Annotated in this window: 20 protein-coding genes, 1 pseudogene and 1 other annotated feature; of the genes and pseudogenes, 3 read left to right on the forward strand and 18 right to left on the reverse strand. The window is 42.1% G+C overall.

Translation table 11 applies throughout. The features are described from left to right. Genes LFUMFP_RS09180 through LFUMFP_RS09195 form a run of 4 tightly spaced genes read right to left on the reverse strand, consistent with a single transcriptional unit; the run spans position 1 to position 3539 of the window. Positions 1-1104 carry an alpha-hydroxy-acid oxidizing protein gene (locus LFUMFP_RS09180; RefSeq protein WP_106483512.1) on the reverse strand — a complete coding sequence of 368 codons (1104 nt, stop codon included), beginning with the start codon at positions 1102-1104 and terminating at the stop codon, positions 1-3. 33 nt (positions 1105-1137) lie between these two features. Continuing rightward, positions 1138-1782 carry a nitroreductase family protein gene (locus LFUMFP_RS09185; protein WP_199190584.1) on the reverse strand — a complete coding sequence of 215 codons (645 nt, stop codon included), beginning with the start codon at positions 1780-1782 and terminating at the stop codon, positions 1138-1140. Positions 1783-1801: 19 nt separating this feature from the next. After that, entirely contained in the window at positions 1802-2647 is an 846-nt protein-coding gene (locus LFUMFP_RS09190) for an acetoacetate decarboxylase family protein (RefSeq protein ID WP_106483513.1), read from the reverse strand. Positions 2648-2678: 31 nt separating this feature from the next. After that, a complete protein-coding gene (locus LFUMFP_RS09195; RefSeq protein ID WP_106483514.1) occupies positions 2679-3539 on the reverse strand; it encodes an SDR family NAD(P)-dependent oxidoreductase in 861 nt (286 codons plus the stop codon). 189 nt (positions 3540-3728) lie between these two features. On the opposite strand from LFUMFP_RS09195, the gene LFUMFP_RS09200 reads away from it, so the two are divergent. Next, entirely contained in the window at positions 3729-5150 is a 1422-nt protein-coding gene (locus LFUMFP_RS09200; protein WP_106483515.1) for a PucR family transcriptional regulator, read from the forward strand. Positions 5151-5209: 59 nt separating this feature from the next. On the opposite strand, the gene LFUMFP_RS09205 is transcribed toward LFUMFP_RS09200, so the two are convergent. After that, on the reverse strand, positions 5210-5695 hold the full coding sequence (locus LFUMFP_RS09205; RefSeq protein ID WP_106483516.1) for a DUF2798 domain-containing protein: 486 nt from the start codon (positions 5693-5695) through the stop codon (positions 5210-5212). Positions 5696-5913: 218 nt separating this feature from the next. Between LFUMFP_RS09205 and LFUMFP_RS09210 the strand changes: the two genes are divergently transcribed. Continuing rightward, positions 5914-6480, forward strand: a complete 567-nt coding sequence (locus LFUMFP_RS09210; RefSeq protein WP_106483517.1) for a sugar O-acetyltransferase — start codon at positions 5914-5916, stop codon at positions 6478-6480. Between the two features lie 44 nt (positions 6481-6524). On the opposite strand, the pseudogene LFUMFP_RS09215 reads toward LFUMFP_RS09210, so the two are convergent. Then, a pseudogene (locus tag LFUMFP_RS09215) lies at positions 6525-7874 on the reverse strand (MFS transporter). Between the two features lie 129 nt (positions 7875-8003). On the opposite strand from LFUMFP_RS09215, the gene LFUMFP_RS09220 reads away from it, so the two are divergent. Continuing rightward, a complete protein-coding gene (locus LFUMFP_RS09220; protein WP_106483518.1) occupies positions 8004-9185 on the forward strand; it encodes a helix-turn-helix transcriptional regulator in 1182 nt (393 codons plus the stop codon). A gap of 74 nt (positions 9186-9259) precedes the next feature. Here LFUMFP_RS09220 and LFUMFP_RS09225 read toward each other — a convergent pair whose 3' ends face one another. The 12 genes from LFUMFP_RS09225 to LFUMFP_RS10015 form a co-directional block, all read right to left on the reverse strand. Continuing rightward, a complete protein-coding gene (locus LFUMFP_RS09225; protein WP_106483519.1) occupies positions 9260-10135 on the reverse strand; it encodes an ROK family protein in 876 nt (291 codons plus the stop codon). A 1-nt stretch (position 10136) separates the two neighbouring features. Beyond that, positions 10137-11648, reverse strand: a complete 1512-nt coding sequence (locus tag LFUMFP_RS09230; RefSeq protein WP_106483520.1) for a sialate O-acetylesterase — start codon at positions 11646-11648, stop codon at positions 10137-10139. A 5-nt stretch (positions 11649-11653) separates the two neighbouring features. After that, on the reverse strand, positions 11654-11977 hold the full coding sequence (locus LFUMFP_RS09235; protein ID WP_106483521.1) for a PTS lactose/cellobiose transporter subunit IIA: 324 nt from the start codon (positions 11975-11977) through the stop codon (positions 11654-11656). 34 nt (positions 11978-12011) lie between these two features. Beyond that, a complete protein-coding gene (locus LFUMFP_RS09240) occupies positions 12012-13415 on the reverse strand; it encodes a PTS sugar transporter subunit IIC (protein ID WP_106483522.1) in 1404 nt (467 codons plus the stop codon). Position 13416: 1 nt separating this feature from the next. Beyond that, entirely contained in the window at positions 13417-13728 is a 312-nt protein-coding gene (locus tag LFUMFP_RS09245) for a PTS sugar transporter subunit IIB (protein ID WP_106483523.1), read from the reverse strand. A 178-nt stretch (positions 13729-13906) separates the two neighbouring features. Beyond that, the gene (locus tag LFUMFP_RS09250; RefSeq protein ID WP_106483524.1) at positions 13907-14611 is read right to left on the reverse strand and encodes a GntR family transcriptional regulator; all 705 of its coding nucleotides are present in this window, start codon (positions 14609-14611) and stop codon (positions 13907-13909) included. A gap of 121 nt (positions 14612-14732) precedes the next feature. Continuing rightward, entirely contained in the window at positions 14733-15563 is an 831-nt protein-coding gene (locus LFUMFP_RS09255; protein ID WP_106483525.1) for an HAD-IIB family hydrolase, read from the reverse strand. A 77-nt stretch (positions 15564-15640) separates the two neighbouring features. After that, complete coding sequence (asnA, locus tag LFUMFP_RS09260; RefSeq protein ID WP_106483526.1) at positions 15641-16648, reverse strand: aspartate--ammonia ligase; 1008 nt, start codon at positions 16646-16648, stop codon at positions 15641-15643. A 58-nt stretch (positions 16649-16706) separates the two neighbouring features. Further along, positions 16707-16956 (reverse strand) — a binding site (T-box leader). An 80-nt stretch (positions 16957-17036) separates the two neighbouring features. Continuing rightward, entirely contained in the window at positions 17037-17645 is a 609-nt protein-coding gene (locus LFUMFP_RS09265; RefSeq protein WP_106483527.1) for a hypothetical protein, read from the reverse strand. A gap of 3 nt (positions 17646-17648) precedes the next feature. Further along, the gene (locus tag LFUMFP_RS09270) at positions 17649-18461 is read right to left on the reverse strand and encodes a hypothetical protein (protein WP_025082830.1); all 813 of its coding nucleotides are present in this window, start codon (positions 18459-18461) and stop codon (positions 17649-17651) included. Positions 18462-18483: 22 nt separating this feature from the next. Further along, on the reverse strand, positions 18484-19311 hold the full coding sequence (locus LFUMFP_RS09275) for a zinc ribbon domain-containing protein (RefSeq protein ID WP_025082831.1): 828 nt from the start codon (positions 19309-19311) through the stop codon (positions 18484-18486). 14 nt (positions 19312-19325) lie between these two features. After that, positions 19326-19823 (reverse strand): DUF805 domain-containing protein, encoded by a 498-nt coding sequence (locus LFUMFP_RS10015; protein ID WP_269843911.1) that lies wholly within the window; start codon positions 19821-19823, stop codon positions 19326-19328. Positions 19824-19927 lie beyond the last annotated feature (104 nt).

Below are 19927 nucleotides of genomic sequence, written 5' to 3' on the forward strand. Positions count from 1 at the left end.
TTATTTAAAACGCGTCTGACAAGTCATCTTTTGTACATCTGCGATTGTTTGACAACCGGTTAATTGCATTGCAATATTGATTTCATTTTTTAACTGGTTAGCGACATTCCGAACACCTTGCCAACCACCTAAAGCCAAACCATAACTGAATGGCCGACCGACACCAACCAAATCAGCGCCTAACGCTAATGCCTTTAACACGTGGGTTCCCCGTTGAACACCGCCGTCGAAAATGATTGGTACGCGCTGATCAACCGCTTTGGCAATTGCCGGCAACGTTTCAATGGCTGCCGGTGCGCCGTCCAATTGGCGGCCACCGTGATTTGAAACATAGATTCCCGCAGCGCCAGCTTCGATTGCGGCCGTAGCATCTTGTGGTGTTTGAATCCCTTTGATAATAATCGGTAATTCAGAATAGGCAGCTAATTTATCGATTAACGCTAAATCAAGTTTCTGCATGGATTCTTTAAACAACCCCCCCGCACCAACACCACATTGCCCAGTGTTGTAGCCTTCAAGGTTCGCAATTTTGCCACGTAAATGGTAATGATTAATCACATCTAATTCTCGGTAACCGCCTAATGTTGAATCCGCCGTTAAAATAATCGCTTTGGCGTTGGCTTCCCGTGCTTCATCCAATAGATATTGACAATACGCCCAATCTTTTGGCATATATAACTGAAACATATACGGCGCACCTGCTGAAACTGCGGCTGTTTCGGCGATTGTCTTTGATGCGAAGGTACTCTGGGCCATCATGATGCCCGCTTCTTTCGCACCTTTTGCCAAACCAATTTCGCCACTAGGATGGGCTAACGTATTGCCTGCAATTGGGGCCGTCAACAATGGTGAATCAAGCTGAACACCCATAAACTCGGTTTGTTGATTGGGTTGTTCCACCCCGCGTAAGACACGGGGCAACATCTTGACATCGTCAAAAGCGGTCGTATTACATCTCATTGTATAACCGTCATCTGAACCTTCACTGATATAACCGAATTCTCCAGGACCAATAACTGGTTTTGCCCGGGCAGCTAAACTTTTAAGATTCAAGACATCAATATCGACAACTGGGCCAAATAAATCCGTTTTTTCCTTCAACATACTTCTCTCACTCCTTAATTCAGCCTCCGATGCCTATCGAAATTCCGTTAACATCGGGGTATTATACCGATCCGTTTTGAGAACTGGTTGATCAGTCGCTGGCTTGCCAAGCGAGATGGCCATCACTGGCACAAACCGTTTTTCATCCAAGCCTAACGTTGGGATAATCGTTTTAAAATTAAAACCGGACCATGGATTGGCTTCATAGCCGTGTGCACGTGCAATTAACAATAGTTGCATGCCGACCATTGAACAATCAATAGTGGCATCTAAGGTTAAAAATTCTGGTGTCGCTTTTTCATAAAGTGGTAAGAAAGTATTTAAAATCGTGTCTAATTTAGCTTTATCAATCTTACCGGCCGCATAAACTTTTTGCCAAACATCCCGATAAACTTCATGCGATTTAGTATCGCCAGCCAAGAAAATCACGGCCGAGCTGCTGTCAATTTGCGGATAATTAAATTTCATTGCCGCTTCTTTTAATTTTGATTTACCTTCTGGTGTATCAATGACGACGAAATGCCATGATTGTAAATTACAGGCTGATGGTGCAGTCGCAGCTTGTTCAATCATCGTTTGTAATTCGTCGCGCGGAATCTTAATACTTGGATCAAATTGACGCACTGAATGCCGATCAAACATTATTTTTGAAAAATCATTATTGATTAATTCTGACATGGTCCATTCCTCCAATTATTTAAATTTGATAACTTGTGGCTTGTGGTTTTAAAATACCTTGATCATACCGGCCAGTAATCAGATATGGCGCGATTGCGTCCGCGTCAACGTCCGCCAATTTGACCGTTTGATGCATGACTGATGTATCAAAATGATACCAACCCGCACCCAATGGTTTTAGCACTTTTAATTCACCTAATGGATCATCTTCCGTCGAATTGAGTTTAAGCGTTAACTTCCCGGGTTCTAGACTTGAAGTCACCGACGTCATCTGAGTGGCGACTAATTGAACGTTGGCAAAATGATTGGAACCATCTTCAGCTTGTTCAACATCGTAATCAAAGAAGAAACTCGTGTTTTCAACCGGTTTATTCAACGGCATCATCTGTGCAAATTGTGGTAGGAAACTTAGATCGTTAATGTCACCGGCTGCCCAATCAACGGCCAATAATTCTTGTCCATGACGGCGAACAGCTGCATGTGCGGTATCACCCATACGCGTCAATTCAATTTTATCGGCTAATTTCTTAGGAATCCCAGCGCCTTCTCGACCAGCGACCATAGCAGCTTCAGCGCCGGGACCGTGCAATAACAATTCAAACGGATAAGCCCCCATCATTTTATCTTGATAGGAAACGAGTGCGTATAACGTTTGTTCAAGATACGGTGCACCAAAACTTGGTTTACCCATATGAACGACGTAGCCCATCACAATCGGCGCTGCTAATTTCAATGGGGCCGGAATCAATTTAGCTAACATTTCGGGATCAGTCGCATACGCAAAAGCGATCCCTTCTTGATCATTCATGCTTGGGTTATTCAGAAATTGTTTAATTAATTTGGGATCTGTTACGTAACTTGTCATTTTTAAATCCTCCTTTAAAAATAATCAAAAATTACATTAAACCGTCCATGACGTGGACGTCTGGCGCTTTATGATTCACAATTCGGTTGACCCGATCTTGGATTAATGGATTAAATTCAGGATGCGTCAAAATATAAAATTCGTTATCTTCCAACGCCTTAAACACTGTGTCGGCAATCGTATCAATTGGCATCCCGTTAGTAATCACATATTTGGCGACCTGTTGACCTTTGGCGAAAGCTTCAGATTGATAATAAGGATCTTGATCATCGCGATATTGAGCTGGTCGGTGATCTTCAGTATGATACAGATCAGTTTGGACAAAGCCTGGACACATCACGTGCATTTCGATATCGGCTTCCGCGCGTTGTAAATCATAAGCAGTCGCTTCAGTTAAACCAACTGATGCAAACTTGCTCGCATGATAGGCTGGCATTCCTGGTGTGTCGATTAATCCGGCAATTGATGACACATTTAATATCGTTCCGTGGGTCTTTTGAGCCATCATAATTGGGATAATTTTTTTCATTGTATACACTTGAGCCATCACATTGATGTGTAAAATCCATTCCCAATCTCGCGTTGGCAATTCCCACATGCGACCAGCCAAAGCAATCCCGGCATCGTTAATTAATAAATCAATTTGACCAAAGACTTTCATCGTTTCATCAATCGCGGCATTCACTTCATCTTCTTTTGTAACATCAGCCGTCACCGTAATCACCGTTGCCCCTGTATCGGCAATCGTTTTAGCCGTTGCCGCTAAGGCCGTTTCATCAATATCCACTAACGCGAGTTTCATGCCCCGTTGCGCACCCGCTTGTGCGATCACTTGACCAAATCCGTGAGCAGCGCCTGTGATAAACATCACTTTATCTTTAAAATCTTTCATTATTAAATCTCCTTCCACCTCAAAATGACGATTGTTGCCGTCGCACCAACCTTTATCATCCGCGATCTCGAATACAAATTTATTATAGCGGTTGTATGCGTTATCATATAGGTGTAAATAATACACTATTTTGACGAAAATAATGGTTAACTTCAACGGTTGCTCATCAATTAACAAGGAGGCTTAATAATGCATTTATCACAATTAATTACCCGAATAAGCCCTAAATTGCCGCTCTTACCAGAACCCAGTATCCCAAAAGCATTGATGGTTGATACGGCCGCTCTAGCGCCCGCACCTAATCCCGCTAACCCGACAACACTTTATTTAGATCAGCACGGCTTTAGCCTCAATGAAATTCGCTTTAGCTTTACGACCGACATTAATGTCTTATCCGTCTTAATTGAAATCGGCGCGGTTTTAATATCTGCCACTAAAGTCCAATCATTCCAGAACCCACTGGCGTTAACAGCAATTGCCGCCGATTTCGATATTATTCTACAAGCCGCAGCATCTGAACTTGATGCCCCATTAATTTTGCTGGATTTAAGTGGCCAACACATTATCGCGGCAACTAGTTCGACGGTCGATGCCCACAGTCCAGTCGGTCGTTTTCTGGCTGCCCAAGAACCGGCACTCGATCCCAATCAGTTTTATCAACATATGTATCTGACTAATCCAAATGAATCACCAACACCGCTATTACTCACACCAATCGCCTATCAAAGTGAACCGTTAGGCTATTTAGCAATTGTGACAATCACCCCTTTAACGGCGCGCCAAACCCGGCTGCTCCCCGCTTTTGCCCGCGTCATTACCTGCGCCTCAATCCGCGATAAAGTGATTGTCAATTCACTATCACAACGCGATCGTCTGGTCAGTTTATTATTAACAGAACAGCAAGATTCGACCTTTAAACAACAATTTGAGAATCAGGGCGCCATTTTACCAACTAACATGGTGCTTATAAAATGTGAGCCAACGGCCAATCAATCGCTTGCCACTTTAAAAGCCCGGCTGACTTATCTGATGATCCCGATGTTTACCCAGGTCCTCATTACAATTCACCATCACGCGTGCTTGGCACTGGTCACCATCAGTTTACCGGAATACAATCAGCCGAATTTTGTCACCCAATTGACAACTATTGCCACCCGGGGTAAATGTCGTTTGATTGTTTCAAATTTCTATCGCCATGCAAACGACACCAGCGCTGCCTATCAAGTTTGTAATCGAGCGGCGCGCCTTAAAAATGACGTCAAACCAGTTTTATTCTGTTCAGATGTCTTTTTTGATCTCATGCTCACCCAGGTCAGTAATCGCGATAATATCTTACCTTTTTTCATCGATTCTAGTCTCAAAGTATTGACTGACTATGATCAGGCCAATCACACTGAATTGGTGTCCACTTTACGCGCCTATTTATTAGCAACGTGTAATTTAACCGCGACGGCTGAAACCTTATTTATTCATCCGAACACGCTCCGCAAACGGATGCAACACATTACCCATTTAACCGGCCTCAATCTAAAAGATGCGAAAACCTGTTTCAAATTAGCCGCCAGTCTCGAAGTTTCTCGTTACCTAATGGTCAATCATCTCAATCGATAATCAACAAAAAAAGCGACTCGCCAAAAATATTGGCGGATCGCTTTTTAATTGGTGCACTATTAGGCTTCAACGGCTTGGCGTTGGTGTAACTTGGCCATGACTGTCCGGGCAATGGGTTGAGCGATAATCGCTTCAACGGCAAAGGCAATTGCAAAGTTCCGGGGCCATTTTTCAAAGAAATGGATAATTGGAACCATATTAAACGCGTGGCCACCAATCCAAGTCCCGATGACGGTTAAGAAAATCGACATCAGAAAAACGTTACAGAGTTCCGTGATAATCATTTTAGCTGAGAAACTATCATCGTCAGCCGTTAATTTATTGGCCATCCATTGTGCGGGTTGTTGCGTCAAAACGACTAATACCACGACACATAACCATAGCCAAGGGATGACTTGGAGCGTTGCGCCCCAGGCTTGCCATGAAAAACCGACTTCAAAGCCAGTCACCAATGGTGCGATAATGTTGACCGATAAAATTGAAATAATCCCGATAAATAAAACCATTTCTTTGGCGTTTCTAGGTAATCTTAATGCAAATTCCATGTGTTAATTCCTCCATCAGCGCATAAAAAAACAGCACAAAGCAAAGTTCTGCTTTGTGCTGATCAATTATACGCACTTTTTATTTAATTTTTTAGTAGAATTATATTGTAACAAATTTTACTGAAAATTGCTAATGATAAATTATTTCAATTTGCACTTATCCGCTAAGTGTTCTATCGTAAAGGTATGTGTTTTAAGGAATAGAGGAGATTTTTAGAATGATTGAAAAAGATGAAACGTTTAAAAAAATGACAAACGGCGAATGGTATTTTGATTCTCCAACGGTGATTGCCAAACGGGATGCGACCCGCTTAGCGCTCCAAAAAGCGGGCCAAATGCTCGACAACCAGCAACGAATCAACGCCATTCAAACTTTGTTGGGCCAAACTGGGACTGACTTCTTCGTTGAAACCGGCTTCGAATGTAGTTTTGGCGATAATATCATAGTTGGCGACCATTTTTACGCAAACCGCAACGTGTTGATTTGCGATGAAGCCCAAGTGACAATTGGTAATCATTGTAAATTCGGCCCCGGCGTTTCATTGTTGACTCCTTACCACCCAATTGACCCCACTAAACGCGCCACTAAAATCGAAATTTCGGGCCCCATCACCATCGGCGACCACGCTTGGTTCGGCGCCAACGTCACGATTTTACCGAATGTGACTCTCGGCAAGAACGTCGTCGTCGGTGCTTGCAGTGTCGTCACGAAGTCGTTCCCCGATAACGTGATTATCGTCGGCAATCCAGCCCGCGTGTTACGTGAAATTCCAACGGAAAATTAATTCAATCCAGTCAAAAAAACAGGACGCGACTGCGTCCTGTTTTTTTATTGCGCCGCACGTTCTTTTAAATCTGCGACAATTTGCGGATAAATATTATCTAGTTTAAAGAAATAGAGAATGATGAAATCGATAATGATTAGAATTAACGGAATGACCGCGAATAAGACGATCATCGCATTGATGGCGGAAGCCGATTGCACGGCAACCCCATTTTGATAATGACCAATCGCTAAAATCCAGCCGACCATTGCGGTCCCAATCCCACTACCGACCTTTGTACCGAAACTACCAGCACTATAAATCAATCCTTCAGTCCGAACGCCATTTTTCCATTCGCCGTATTCAATGGTATCCGCCAATAAGGCAAACATTACCGCCCCAACAAGCGCGCTCCCGAGGCCTTTAACGACTGATGCGCCTAATATCACAGTCACATCGCGTAAGTTGATAAACATCAACGCACAACCAACCGCGTTAATGACACAACCAATCATGGCTGTTTTCCGTTTTCCTAACCGTTTAACCATTGGTGCGGCGACGAACATTAAGATTAAAATACTAGGAATCGCCGTAAATAATGATTTTTTACCAACAAAACTAGCGTCATGTAAAATATAACTTTGATAATACATCGTGACGCCACCAGCTTCTAATAAACTAATGAAGGTAATAATCATGAAGGCCACAATCATTAACCAATATTTATTTTTAACCAATGCCTTTAATCCGACACCCAATGGGACATTTTTATCAGCATTCTCGGCGACTGGCTTAACCCGTTCCTTCGTTGTAAAGAAGGTGATTAATAAGAGTGCGGTCGCTGCTACCCCAAACACAATCGCCATTTTGCGCCAACCAGTTTGTTGCCCGCCAAACGCTTTAACTAAAGGTAACGTTAATACCGTCACGAGAACGGTACCGACGGTCGATAATAAGTTCCGGAAAATATTAACGACTGACCGTTGGTATTGGTCTTACGTGATTAATGAATTTAACACCCCGTAAGGTACGTTGACGGCGGTATAAAAAACATTCACAATCACATAGGTCAGTGAGATATACATCAATTGTTGACTCTGTGCGATTTGCGGTACTGAGAAAAGAGCAATCATCGATAGCCCAAAAGGAACCGCCATCCACTTAATCCACGGCCGAGCTTTCCCATCCTTACTATGAGTACGATCCACTAAGAGTCCTACTGAAATATCCAAGACACCATCTAACAAACGAACCGCCATCATTAACGTTCCAATTACGGCAGCGCCAATGCCGACGACATCGGTGTAATAAAACATAATAAAAGAACCCATTGATGCCCAAACGAGATTACAAGCAAAATCACCCAAGCCATAACCAAATCGTTCTATGAAACCAATTTTTTCATCATCCATCATAATTTCCTCCCAAATATCAAGTTGATAGCTCCATAATAAAGCGGTTACATCTCATTTTATATCAATATTCTTTCATTTTTAGCACTATTTCAATATAATGTGGGTAACAATTGAAACGAGGTGCACCCGATGCTTAATAAACAGTGGTTAACAACTGATTTAGCACGCGACTGTAATACCTTCATTTCTCGATTATCAAATACTCACGAACCTCTTCAACAAGCCTGCATCAACCCAGCCTTGTTATCCGTTGGTTGGCCTGCCAACTTAATTGCACAACTGACCCCTTATTTAGTCGCGACCCAACCCCAATTAATCCGAGTTAATCAAACGTTACTCTTCGCCACACTCCCTTTAGACGATAATTTATTATTAATTGGCCCCCTCACCAATCCTGAAATCCTCAAAAACGCGCATCAACTAACGCTGACGGACAAACCCTTTTCACAATTGGACCATGTGCCGTACATTAATACCCAGTTTTTATTGCAGCTACTCTTAAATTATTTTAATTTAACCCATTCAATTGAATTAACCCAAGCTGATTTGTTAACCACTGCCCCATTCAATTTGGACTATCTCGCCCAAAAAGCCTATACCCAGCACACTTTTGAACAGCAAGAAAGTCAATTAATGCATAACTCATACTTGCAAGAAATCCAAGGCCTCAACAGCGTGACTGCGGGGGATATCGAACGCTTAATTGCAAATCGCAAAACATTTTTCCGCAACGGTATCGGACTCCCGTATCAAAATAATCTACGCAACGCTAAAAATTTAGCGATTTCCGTGGTCGCCGTCGTCTGTCGCGCGGCCATCAAAGGGGGCATTCATTTCGAAACGGCTTTTTCGATGAGTGATCATTTTATCGCCCAAATTGAATCTCTGGACACCATTACCGCCGTCGTACAATTGGCGCGCCAAATTGAAGTCGAATACACGCTACTCGTTCATCAACAAAAACAGGCGACTAACCCCCACACCCATAATCCTAAAGTTGAAAAAATGAAACAGTTTATTCTTTCCCACCAAAACGAACCCGTCACGCTTCAAGATCTCGCCAAATACCTCAACAGCCACGAAAATTATCTCTCGGCTTTATTCAAAAGGATTGAAGGTCAGACGATTACGGCCTATATCTTAGCCACTAAAATCGAATATAACCAACAATTATTAATCTATACCGCTAAACCGATTAGCGAAATCGCTGCTTTTATCGGATTTAGTTCACAGAGTTATTTCAGTCACGTCTTCAAAAAGGCGACTGCTACAACACCGAATCAGTATCGAAAAGCGAATACGTTCCAATAACAGCTAACAGCAAAAAGAGTCACCACTAATTGTTTCAACAACAATTAGTGGTGACTCTTACTGATTATAGCGGCTTACAGCGTTGGGTACATTTGATTAAAATCAACTACTGCACCGCGTAAATTAGCTTGATCGTGATAGGCACAGCTAACAATCTCCGGTTTAATCGAAGCAATTTCAACGCGTTGTCGAATGGCAGCAATCGCCTGATTCAACATCGGTATTAATTGTGGGTTGTTTGAAATCGCCCCTCCAAGAATAATGCGTTCTGGATCAAAGCTGTATTGAATATTATAAATCGCCTTAGCCAGGGCCTGACACATCACTTGAACAGCAGCTTTAGCATCACCGTCGCCTTGTTCGGCCAGTTCAAAAACCTGCTTACCCGACAATTGGTGTCCGGTTGCTACTTCATAGCGTTTAGCAACACTCACGGCAGTCCCTAGCTGACTGACAGTTTCACGATCATTACTCAATGCATAACCAAATTCACCGCCAAATAGGTGGGCACCATGCCAAACTTGATGGTTAATAATAATCGAGCCCCCGACGCCAGTCCCGATAATCAGAAAAACTAAACTCGTGGCTTGTTGCCCTGCTCCACTATCAAGTTCAGCTAAAGCAGCACAGTTAGCATCATTTTCAATACTAACGGGTAATCCAAATTTAGCCGCTAGAACAGATTGAATTTCAAAATTATGAATATACGGTAAGGCGCTTGCGCCTTCGATAACCCCCGTTTTTTGATTAACTGCTCCAGGTGAACTAATCGCGACCCCACTTAATGGGTACGTTTGTTTCATCTGATTAACCTGAGTCGTCAATAATTCATAAAAATCAGGTAGGTTATTTGGTGTTGGTTTTGCCAAGCAAGCGACTAGCTCGTTACCTTGCCAAACCGCAAACTTAATCGTTGTCCCACCAATATCAATCACACCGATATTTTTCATTTTATTCAAACTCCTTTGTTTGTAAATTCAATACAAATGGCGCGACTGGATCAGTATTTTCATTAAATAATTGCATCGTTGGACAATTCGCATAACCGTATCGCAATAATTGTGTTTCTTCGGGAACCGCGACTTGTAAATGAGTTGGTCCAACTTGAATCACCCTCGTTTTTAACCAATGCCCCGCTTGTAAATATTCAAAATCACAAGGACTATTAAGTGTCAGTTGTTGGGCAGCATTAACGGTTAGTTCAACCGTTAACCCTTTACGAATCACATCGGCAATAACCGGTGTATCCGAATAACCGTTTCCCGCCATTATTCGACCGATCCGCATCCCTGGGACCCGCTTAGCGCTGGGATGAATATTATGTTCTTCACCCGTATCGGTAATCGAAATGAGATGAACATTAGACAATTTTTGCGTCACTTTGAGTTGCGCCTGTCTAATTTGAGCCCAAGCATCATGGGGTTCATCCGCGTATTTAGGCAGTTGTACAATATAATACAGCAACGTCCTATCTGCTAACAACTGACGCCACTCCGTAATCACGGCCACTAATAGCTTTTCGTAGACCGTTGGTTGGGGCGCATCATTTTCCCCTTGATACCAGACTACTTGGTCAAATGTATAATGTTGAATCATCATCGTCATCGTTTGATACAAACCACTTGGCCGTAAAAAACTATCCGGCGTCATTGGTGGTGGCCAGGGTGTATGCCCCACTTGATCTTTGGCATCACTCAACGAAACTGTTGGGTTGGTAGCTATAAACCGCTGGAGATCAAGATTATGCTGAGTCACTTGGCTTTGATAGTTAGCTAATTCTACTGTAAACTGATTGGCCGTCTTATGTTGCACTGCTTGTTCAAAGGGTTTAATGAAGGTTGCAGTTAATGCCGCATCTTGTGTTAGGGTTGTTGCTGGCAACCAAGAAGAAGCAGACGTTCCTCCTTTATAACAGCTAACTAGCCCAATCGGCATCTCAAGACCACTCTTTATCAAAGCGAGCAAAGCGTAAAAACCAATTGCCGATAATTCACCTAAGTGCTGCTGATCAATCGGTTGCCAACTTGCGGCTGCTAAGCCCGCCGGTTTCACCACGCCTGCCGCCGAAATAGCTTCAACCTGAGGGACCACATAAAAGAAAGCATTGGTTAAATCCAAACCAGCTTGCATTTGTTTAAAATCGTGGTCATTTTTCATCTGATATTCAATGTTTGACTGACCAGATAGCAAAATGACTCGTCCAAAACGGATATCTTGAACACACTGAGTAACGGTACCACAAGTGGCTTGCAGCGTGTACACTTTCCTTGAATCATTGACGGGTGCTAACTGACAAACCCATTGACCTTGCTTGTCGACAGTCGTGGTTTGTACTTGATTGTTAACCTTAACCGAAACAGTCGTACCAATCGGACCCTGGCCACCAATTCGAAAGGCCTTGCCAACTGGTAACACCATGTTATCTGAAAAAAGCGCCTCTAATTTAAATCGATTATTAGTCATCAAGCTTAGCCTTTGAGGGTTACTAATTCTTGATGTAGTTTGATTACCTTTTCAGCAACCGTCAGCATAATATCAGCAGACATAAAGTGATCTTTCGAATGAATTAACATAATCGTCTTTTCAACTTTTTCACCATTCATCTCCGCCGTCATCCATGCGGTCTGAATACTGTGTGCTTCATGTAAGCTCTTTTTAGCTTCTACTAAGGTCTGTTGCGCCTGCTCAATCTGGCCAGCTTCGGCTTGATTCATCGCCGTAATCGCCATTGATTTAGCATTTCCCGCAACGGCAATCAACTGCATCGCTTTTTCTAATTGTTTTTCGTCCAACTTTAAGTCTCCTAACTAACTCTTCTTAAAATAACTATTTTGGTTCTTTAATGGCGTTAAATTCAGCATTTTCTTGAATCGCATCGGCATTAATTTTATTATCCATTTTAACAAATGGGACGTAAATGGCCGTTGTAATGAATACAATCACGGCTTGAACGATTAAACCTTTGATACTGCCGGTATATAATAATCCGGAAATTAACGTTGGCACCGTCCAAGGGACATTGTTAACAATTGGGCCAATGAAATTAATTTTAGTGAAGAAAATTCCGATATAAAAGGCTAACGGTTGTGCCACTACCCATGGAATAAAATAGAGTGGGTTTAAAATAATGGGTAAACCAAACGTAATCGGTTCTGAAATATTAAAGATGGCTGGCATAATGGCAATTTTACTAATCTTTTTAGCAGCAATCCGTTTTGAGAATAATAGCAAGGCTAATACTGGTGAAACCGAGCAAGAGCCCGCTGCGACTGTTGAGAAATTCATAAATAGAGTCGAATAAATATGGTGTGCTTGACCTAACATGTTTTGCGTATCATTAATATTCCAAGTCAAACCAAAGATTGGGCCCCAAATTGAAGTGGGATGAATCCCGAACCATTGTAATAGTCCCCAAGTGAATTGAGAAATAAAGGCAAAAATACCAGTTCCTGAAATCGCTAGTGCGGGTTTTTGTAAAATGGTTAACAATAACTCTGGCATCGTTTCACCCGTAAAACTAGTACTAATACCCGTCAAGATGATAAAGACACCCATCGTAATCACACCAGGAATTAACGATTCAAAACTTCTGGCAACTGCTGGTGGCACTGAATCTGGCATTTTAATTGTCAAATTTTTTTCTAAGGATTTATTATAAATCCAAACTGCCAACCCACTAATCAGTAAGGCAGCAAAAACCCCTTTGGTGCCAAAGAAAGACGTATCCATATAATTTAAAACATCAACTGATTTTTGTGTCCCCGTCAATGGATACTTAAAATGCCATGGCATACAGATAAAGAAGGCCCCTAATGCGTATAAAACCGACGTCATATGTTCTTTACTTTTAGGGAAGTATTTTCTTGAAAAAGTGTGTGAGAAAATAACAACCAATAAAATGGCAAACGTATTTAACGAACCGTTAGAAACTAATCCAATCAAATTGCCCGTCGTCGTCAACCCCGAAAAGAGGCCAGAATGCGTCCAAGCACCCCACGAACCACTAATCAATTTACCTAGTCTTAACCCTTGCTGCCCAAAAATGAGGCCGTTCGTCGGATCAATAAATACATTTTGCATCATGATCGCAAAACCAGCAATCATCGAGGTTGCTGCGACAATGATGAAAGAATCCCGTAATGTTAATAAGAGTTTATTCGCCGCAATTTTCCCAGCATAGCGCGTGAAATTGCCTTGAAATCTTTGCCAGCGTCCTTCTTTTTGCGCCATACTATTCGACCCCTTCCTCTGCTAATCGATTTACTAAAACTTGGCCATCCATACTTCCGAATTCTTGCATTGATAATTTAATCACTTTTTTATCTGGATGTGCTTCAACCACTTGATCGTAAGCCCATGAAATTTGAGGAGCAATCACAATGACATCTACGTCATCACCAACTTCATCGATCATACCAAAATCATAAGCATCTACTTGAACATTCTTTTGCTCTTGGTCGTAAACCTTCTGCATTTTAGATCCCACTAAACTAGTAGACATCCCACCACTACAAAATAACGCAATACGTAACTTTTCACTCATTATGATTCCTCCTATATTTTGATAACGTTTACATTATGAGTATAAGTCTATACATTTATAAATGCAATAACAAATTATAATTTGTAGTAACAAATTTTGTTTATTGGTTACATCTTCAGCCATTTTATTAAGCAATAAAAAAAAGCCACCCCACAACTAGCTGCGAAATGACTATCCTTTATGTTAAATCAATTGTATCGTGTAACGTGAATTGGGTTGAGCGAATGTCCGTACTGACGTATTCAAAAATTTGGCCATTTTTTAAGAACGAGCGTTGCTCAACGGTAATTAACGCCTCTTTTTCAGTTAACCGCATCTTTTTTACCAGCGTTTCGTCTGCGATTCGACTTGAAATTGTTCGGACAGCAGACCCTAACTCTAATCCTAAATCAGCTTGTAGAAATTGATAAATTGAGGCCTTTAAAACGGCCATCTGAATCCCTTGAATAATTTTAGCAGGCATATAGAGGTGTTGAATCGCAATAATTTGGTCATCTTTTCTAATTTCCCGTTCAATCTCGTAAGCAAAATCATAGGGACTCATCTTTAACCGCTTAACGATACTGGATTCAGGCTTATCAACTGCGAAATTTAGCAAAACCGCACTCACCTGTTCAAAATCAAAAAGATCCAAAGAAGCTTTATACGTCGGCGTTGCATCTGGATGATTATCCTTAACATAGGTACCAGAACCTTGGATTCGAAATATCAAACCCTCATTAACCAACAAATTAAGCGCGTTTCTAACCGTAATTCGACTCACATTATAGGTCTTGGCCAAAACCAACTCTTGCGGCAATCGCTGATTTTCCGTATATTGCTGTTCCATAATCAGTTGTCTGATATGATCAGCAACAACCTGATATTTAGGTGTTTCTTTCAAATAGATACCTCCAAAATACTAATAATAATTTAGTACTTGATGACAACTATTATATCCTTAATATTTGTTATAACAAACTCAATCTCAGAAAAATATTTATTTGTCGCTTTTATGTTTTTACCTAATCCAACCCCAACTGCGCTTCAATTGTTGCCAAAACGCCATCATGATTATGATCGGCTAGTGCAACGTTGCGAGTGGCCTGTTGAATTTCGGGACTGGCGTTAGGCATCGCAAAGCCCCACGGCGTCATCTGCAGCATCCCTAAATCATTTTCATTATCGCCAAACGTCATAATTTCATTTGTTTCAATCTGATAGCGCGTCTGTAATTGTTGAATCCCAGTCACTTTATCAATCCCCGCGTTCCCAATCAGTTCGGTTTGAAAACCAGAATTTTGACTCGCCAAACTAGCCGGTAAAGCAGTCTTCAACTGAGTCACCGCTTGTTGATAATCGACAGTTGGCCCAAAAGTCAGCCCAATTTTTGTAATCCGATCATTGACCCGCGCTTGACTAATCGTCGCAAAATCAGGCACCAATTCGATCGCATGATAGTAACGCTGAATGTTCGCCAACGTCTTGGCGGCAATCTCAGCCGGCACATACGTCTTCTTGACACCGGAAATCGTCTTTTGGACAATCGCGGTTGTCCCGAACGCTTGCATAATTCGTAACACTTCGGCTAAATCAGCCTCCGATAGCGCATCAACACTGATTAAATCATCACCTTGATGGACAATCGCCCCATTTTGCGAAATAAAATCAATGATTTGTTTTTGCGGGGCAAATTGATTTTGTAATCGTTGGTATTGCGACCCACTCGCGACCACAAAATGAATCTGACGCGCTTGGAATTGTTCAAAAATCCGGGCAAAACGCCGTTGATTATACGTATTATCCTGATTCAAAAACGTGCCGTCCATATCGACTACTACCATTTTAATGCTCATTCAATAACCTCATCTCTGTTATCTTCAAAATACTATCTCTACTATTTTAGCGGATTTTTCAAGATGATGCAAAGCGGTTACAACAACTGAATTCCAGCTGTTTCGCACTGGTCAATCATCGTTTGGGGCCAGATACTGGTTTGCACTTCGCCAACGTGCGCTTTGCCCAATAATAATAAACAAAGTCGCGATTGGCCGATGCCCCCACCGATTGTATATGGTAATTGGCCGTTTAACAGCGCTTGGTGGAACGGTAACGACACTCGATTTTCAGCATGCGCCGCTTTTAATTGGCGTTGCATCGCGGCTTCATCGACCCGAATGCTCATGCTCGATAATTCGAGTGAACAATTTAACGGTGCGTACCAGAATAGGAGGTCGCCATTCAATGTCCAATCGTCATAATCTGGGGCCCGACCGTCGTGGCGTTGACCCGATTTTAATAACCCGCCGATTTGCATTAAGAACACACAACCCAATTCTTGCGTAATGGCATTCTCCCGTTCTTTCGGCGTTTTAGCCGGCCAACGATCAGCTAATTCCTGGGTCGTCACAAAATGGACGGCATCGGGCAATTGGTGGACTGCTTGTGGATATTGATACCAAACTTCGTGTTCCATGTGTTTAATCACTTTAAAAATCGTTTTAACAGTCTGTTTCAGCGTCGCTTCAGTCCGTTCAGACTTCGCAATCACCTTTTCCCAATCCCATTGATCGACATAAATCGAATGAAAATTATCCAAATCCTCATCCTTGCGAATCGCGTTCATGTTGGTGTAGAGCCCTTCGTGTAGTTCAAAATCATTCTTAGCGAGCGCCATCCGTTTCCATTTTGCCAATGAATGGACGATTTCAATCGTGTGCCCGTCAAAATCGGCCATCGTAAATGATACGGGGCTTTCGACGCCGTTGAGGTTATCGTTTAGCCCCATTGCGTGATCGACAAACATCGGCGCCGACACACGGGATAGATTCATTTGTTGGCCGAATTCATCTTGAAACGTTTCGCGAATAAAGCGAATCGCGGCCTGAGTTTCCCGTCTGGATAATTTTGGATCATAATTTTCTGGTATGGTTAAATGCATATTAATCGACTCCCTCATTGAATTCACAAAATAAAAAAAAGCCCTTCATCCCCCTAATACAAGGGACGAAAGACTTTTCGCGGTACCACCCAAGTTGCCCGCAATTGCGGACCACCTCTACTAAACGCACTAACATGCGCGCCGGTGATAACGTTCCGGTAACGTCGAGGCCTACTTTGTGCGCGCTACATTTCAGCCTGAAACTTTAAGGAGGGTTATTCAATCAAATTGCCGCTTGTCGGGTTTCCACTATTCCCCAACTCACTGTTAGCGCAAAAATGACCTACTTGGCTCCTACACGTTTTTATTTTGTGTTTTAATGATAGCACAATTAGAAACATTAGGAAAGACTCATTTAGCATTAGAAGTACATCTTTTTTTAATATGCCTAATCCACACTATCTGGACCGGCAATATTACCACCAATTTCAGGGAATTGATTTTTAACTCGGGTATATAATCCCGCGACATCCTCACCATTACCAGCTGATTCTTTGTATATCTTAACAAGTGTCTCAGCCGGAATACTCCCTAGCGCACTGACGTTGCAACCAAAAGTTTCGGCCAATGTTCTTCTAATATCAGGTGCAAATGCCGGTGCTGTCCCAGCGGTTGCCGCTTCTGTTTGCGCTGCAGCAGACTCAGCTGCAGCTGAACTCGCTTGGGCCGAAACCGAGTTGGCGACTGATTGACTCGCACTTTGAACGGCTACTTCACTCGCTTGTCTGGCAGACTCAGACGCTGCAACAACTGATTGACTCTCAGCAATACTGGTTTCAGAGGCGACTTTAGCCGAACTGCTCGCAATTGATGTACTTTTCTTTTTCTTCAATGATTCATTTTCAGCTTTTAATTTAGCCACCTTTTTCTGATGACTTACTTTTTGAGCACTTTCTTGGTCAGCCTTTTTAGTTGATTGATTATCATTGGTGCGACAGCCTGCTAACAAAATAAGGCTCAACAACCCAATAATCCCACTACTATATTTAATCCGCATTAATTACTCCCCCTTGGTATTTCGAATTAATTCAGCTAATTCCGTTTGAGCAGCGCTATCTTTAGAAATAATGAACGTACTCGTCGGAGCATTGCTACCAGCACCACCATTATCAGCAAATTCACCAAAACCGTCTGCAGGACTGACACTCGTCCCTTTTCCAAGCGCTACTTCGTAAACCACGCCATTATCGGCTAGCAAATATTTACTAGCTGGTTGATCAAAATCCATATTAATTGAATAGCCTTGTGCGGTTGTTCCGCTTTTAAGCGTGCTATCAATCCCAACTTGACCATCTTTAGCGGTGTAGAAAACGACCCCGCCAATCGCGTGTAAGTTAAAAGCAGTTGCCCCAGGTTGATGATTATCTTGAACCTGAACTTGGCCATCCGGCGTATTCGCATACCAATCACCTAGACCACCTGAGCCGTGGTTGAAATAATAATCACTGACCGCCATATTTCCAGTTGCTGCTCGCGAACTAGCCCACGCCAAAAATTGCGTTGTAATCGTTAATTTTTGAGTATCCGTTAACGTCGTAACTTGTTCCGCCGTTGCCGCGGTTTGACTCGACTCACTCTGACTAGTCGTACGACTAGCTTGTTGCTTATCCACCGATTGCGATGACGTTGTTTGACTAGTCTGTTGCTTAAGCGCCTTGTTTTCAGCTTTTAAACTGGCTAAACGTTTATCGTGTTGTTGGCTAACGTGACTTTTTTGCGACGTTTTGGCCGATTTGTCTACCGGATTAATCCCACATCCCGTTAATAACAAAACACTTAACAAACAACTGCCAATCCCATACGCGATTTTCATTTTAATACTCCCCCGCTAAGCGCTAAAGTTTTTCGTACCACGCTGTTTTACCCTCATCGACATGTTTTAACAAGACTCGTTCTTGTCCGTTAATCACTTTTTTCTCAATCGTCATTGCAAATTGAGCATCCGCACTTTCCAAATAATTTAACTGATCGGTCGACGACCATCTAATCGATTCAGGATACATCGTACTGGTTTCCCCATTTTTAGTCGTCATCACGATAGCATTACCTGCAGCATTAATTTTAACCGGCAACACTTCATTCGGATCACCCGCACGTTCAACCAATTGCCATTGACCCTCTAAATCGGTCTTACTCAATGTCTCCGGTGCTTTTAATACTGGATCGTGATTTGTTTTAGCCGAAGAACTAGTCGCCGCCGAACTTGAGCTAGCCTTATTCGTACTTTGAACACTGGCTTGTGAACTCGCATTTTGTTTCTTTAATGACGCATTTTCAGCAGCAATACTGGCCTCTTCTTTCGAATTCGCCACCGATTCTTGACGGTTATTTAATTTTGGTTGCCGTTTTTTCAGAGTTGTTACCGACTTATCTTGTGCGTTCGTTAATACAAAATAACTGCTACCACCAACAATCAAAACTAGTATCAACAATCCCAATAACCACGGCCAAACCATTTTTTTACGTTTAGCTGATCGTTCAATCGGTTGAAATACAAAGCCACAATTGGTACAAAACGCCACGGCCAATTCATTGAAAGTCCCACATTGTGGACATTGTTTTTCATTAATATTTTGATTATTTTGATTCAAAGCTTGCCCACAACTTTCACAAAATGTTGCTTCGAGCGGATTATCTGCGCCACATTTCGAACACTTTATCATCCACCAATTCCCCCTTACTTCTGATTCGGCTGACGGTCATCTGGATTAATTGGCTGTTCCGGCTTTATTTCAGGTTGATCAGTCGTTTCTTGTTCGTTATTCTGGTACATTGTTTGGCCACCGTTCATTGGTTGCTGATAGCCATACCCTGATGGATTACCATTCATTGGTGGTTGTTGTCCATTAAAATTCTGATAACCTTGTGGTTGATTGGGTTGACCCATATTTTGGTTAGGATAACCCTGTTGATTCCACTGATTCATTTGTGGTTGGGGCTTGTCAATCAGCATTAAATAAAGAATATACCATTGAACAACCGGTACTAAATAAAGTACGATAAGCCATGGCTCTTTCCCTAAAAATCTAAGACGACGTACACCTGCAGATAATCCTAAAACAGTCGCCAAAACAGACAGAACCGCGTATATCAAATATACAACAAGTGTTACTACAACTCCTAATGTTTCTAATAGACTACTAGAAATAGTTATAATTACCATTCCAATCAACATTATTACAACGAAAATTTCAAGTTTAAGTTAGCCACTTTTAGTTACTATGTTTTAGGTCTTAGTATCTAGCTATCGAACTGAAATGAGTTGAACCCTGTTTGTTA

This window comes from Latilactobacillus fuchuensis (genome assembly GCF_900258455.1).
Taxonomy (GTDB): domain Bacteria; phylum Bacillota; class Bacilli; order Lactobacillales; family Lactobacillaceae; genus Latilactobacillus; species Latilactobacillus fuchuensis.